The organism is Kineococcus siccus (assembly GCF_009906795.1).
GTDB classification, from domain to species: domain Bacteria; phylum Actinomycetota; class Actinomycetes; order Actinomycetales; family Kineococcaceae; genus Kineococcus; species Kineococcus siccus.
The window spans coordinates 1-3,040 of record NZ_JAAALN010000331.1 but is presented as its reverse complement, the minus strand read 5'-3'; the positions used below and the strand labels follow the sequence as shown (position 1 = coordinate 3,040).

Annotated in this window: 3 protein-coding genes; all 3 read right to left on the bottom strand. The window is 80.0% G+C overall.

From position 1 onward, the window contains the following. Nucleotides 1-1,808, bottom strand: a 1,808-nt coding sequence (locus tag GTR02_RS20980) for a YcaO-like family protein (RefSeq protein ID WP_166609415.1), incomplete at its 3' end; no start/stop codon positions are given. Nucleotides 1,809-1,840: 32 nt separating this feature from the next. Continuing rightward, on the bottom strand, nucleotides 1,841-1,996 hold the full coding sequence (locus GTR02_RS20975; RefSeq protein ID WP_166609414.1) for a hypothetical protein: 156 nt from the start codon (nucleotides 1,994-1,996) through the stop codon (nucleotides 1,841-1,843). A 171-nt stretch (nucleotides 1,997-2,167) separates the two neighbouring features. Further along, on the bottom strand, nucleotides 2,168-3,040 hold an 873-nt coding region (locus GTR02_RS20970; RefSeq protein WP_205709752.1), incomplete at its 5' end, for an ABC transporter permease.

The window sequence follows — 3,040 nt, the reverse complement described above, 5'->3', positions numbered from 1 at the left end:
GGCAGGACGTACGGCTCGTCGCGCACGCTGCGCTGCGCCCACCCCGGGGCGCCCGTGCCGACGACCCCGAACTCCAGGCAGGCCAGCACCTGGCCGCACTCCTGCACCGCCCGGCGGGCCGCCGCCGCGAGGTCCACCGCGGCGCCGAAGCCGGCGACGATCCCCGTGCCGTCGGAGCGCGCGCTCACCGCGGCGACGACGGGGACGCCGAGGTCGGTCGTGAGGTCGAGCAGGTGGACGTCGCGGTCGGTGCGGCCGAAGGCCTCGATCGTCCGGCGCTCCTGCGCGGGGCCGAGCACGTCCAGCCCGACGCCCGGCCGCGCCGACCGCGGCCACCACCACAGCGCCACCGCGTCGCGCTCGACGAGCTCGAGCAGCCCCGCCAGCACGGCCGCGGGGCGCGTGGGGCCGACGGCGCACCCGTTGGAGTCGGGCCGGCAGCAGCGCGCGGCCCGCAGGTCGGGGTGGCCGAAGTGCACGGCGGCGGAGGCGACCCACCACCGCTCCCCCGTGACCGCCGAGACGAGCGGGCTGACGTCGGTGCGCAGGTCCGCCGGGAGGTCGTCGGGGACCGGTTCCCCCGCGGCGCGCTGGCCCGCGGAGAACAGCAGGAGGTCCTGCGGCAGGAGCACCGGCTCGCCGCGCGCGACGAGCTCGTCGGCGCTCGCGCGGTCGTGCGCCTCGTCGCCGTGCCAGGACACGCAGTAGCGCTCCAGGGCCTCGCCGACGGCGGCGGCCCGGGCCTGCGCGGGGGTGTCGCGGCACCCCCACGCGGGGGCCCGGGTCCAGCCCAGCCCGTCGGGGGCCCCGGTGTCGCGGCGGCGCACCGGGTGGGTCGTCTCGGCGAGCACCTGCCCACCGGCGGCCCGGCGCACGGTCACGGGCGCGAGGACGCCCGTCAGCGCGGAGACGAGGGGGGCCACGCGGTCGAGGAAGGCCTCCGGACCGCCCGTGCCGTCGTCGGCGGCGGGCCGGGCCAGCTGCGCGCAGCCGGCGACCGGGTGGTGCACGACGTCGAGGTCGTGCAGCCGGAGCTCGCGGACCTGCGCCTGCCACGCCTCCCGCACCCCGGGGGCGTCGTCCAGGACGGCCCCGACGGCGGTGGCCACGAGGGCGGCGGCGGCCCGGTCGGCCCCCGCCCGGCCCGTCGCCGGGACGACGGTGGCGCCCCCGGCCGTGGGCGGCCGGGGCCCGGTGCCGTTGCGGCGCAGCTGCTGGTCCAGGCAGGCGGGACACACGCCGGACGCCGCGCCGGCACCAGGACGCACGCCGCCACCCGGCACGCCGTCGGGCGCGGGTGGCAGCAGGGGCCCCACCCAGCACCGGGTGACGCCCGTGCGGACCAGCAGCACCGCGAGCCCCCGCTCGCGGTGCTGCTGGAGCACCTCCACCAGCCGCTCGTCGAGGTGGTCGTGGCAGACGACGAGGGCGAGGGACGCCCCTGGCGCGTCCTGCCCCACCACGACCGCCCCGTCGGCGGCCAGCGACTCGGTGACCGCGGCGACGTCGACGTCGCCCACCGCGGTCAGGACGACCGTGCGCCCCACCGGACCTTCGGGCCCGGTGCGGACGAGCACGTCGTCCAGGATCAGCTGCGCGACACCCCCGGCGACCTCGGGCAGGTCCTCCGGGCCCCGCACGAGACGCCGGACCAGGTCCTCGCTCGCCGCGCGGCCGCCCAGCTGGGCGACGACCTCGAGGACGCGGTCAGCCCCGCGGGCGACGCGCAGCACGCGGTCGTCGTCGTCAAGGACGAGGGTCCCCGTCGCGTCGCGCGACAGGCGCACGGGCCTGCGCAGCGACAGCACGGGGCCGTCGTCCGGGACCGGTCGTCCTGGGCTCAGTCCTGGCTCTCGACCCAGCACAGGCAGAGCGGCTGCGTCGCGGCCTGGACGCTGGGCGCGTCCAGGAGCAGCTGCCGGACCATGTCCTGCAGGGCGACGGCCAGCTCGCCGGACGTGGGAGCGAGGGGGGTGGCGACGGGGGTGGCGTTCATCGGGGGCTCCTCGGGTGTCGTGCTGACCGGTCCACCACGGCGCGGTGCGTGCCGTGCCCCGATCCTGCCCCCGCCGGGCGGAGACCAGCAGTGCGCGGCGCACGTCCTGTCCGTGCGTTCCTCATGATCCACCGACTGCCTCACCGTCCGCGGTCGGACGACCGCGGTGAGTCAGGTCCAGGGGTGCTCCGGGGGCGGGGCCGGTCGGTCCGGGACGCAGGACCGGCGGGCACCGAGCCGGAGCGAGGCGATCGTCGCCGCCCAGGCGAGGCCGGTCGCGACCGCGAGGACGGCCCACGCCAGGGCCGGCGGGTGGGCCGGAGGCACTCCCGTGAGCCCCGCGCGGAGGGCGTCGCCCAGCAGCGCCGTCGGCGTCAGCGACAGGACGCCTGCGGCCGGGGCCGGCAGGGCGGACAGGGGCAGCAGCACGCCGCCGAGGACGAGCGCCGCGGCCGTGGCGAGGCCCAGCACCCCCCGGGCGCCGTCGCCGGCCCGCAGCAGCCCGCCCGCGAGCGCCCCGACGGCCACGGCGAGACCGGCCCCGAGGAGGTGCGTGAGCAGCAGGCCCGCGACCGCTGCGACCCCGCGCGGGGCCAGCACTCCGCCTGCGGCGCAGAGCAGGACGGTCAGGGCGAGCTGCACCGCCGCCAGCCCGAGCCGGACCGGGACGCCCGCGAGCAGCGACGTCGAGCGCCCTGCGGGCGACAGGGCGACGAGCAGGACGGTGCCGCGCGCGCGCAGCCGCAGCAGGGGGCCCGCGGTGCCCGGCAGCGCGAGCAGCACGAGCCCCGACGCCGCCGCCCCGGGCAGGACCCAGCGCAGCGCACCCACGTCGCCGGGGCCCGCCACGGCCCGCGCGACCGCCGCGGCTCCCGCGGCGAGGACGACCGGCAGCACGAGCACACCGAGGAGGAGCCCGCGGTCGCGACCGGCCTCGCGGGCCGAGGCGCCGGCCATCGCGCGGAACCGGTGGGCGAACGGCCGGCCCGCCGGCGCCGTCCCCGGTGGCGGGCCGGGAGCCGCCGGCGGCGGGCGCACGGACGG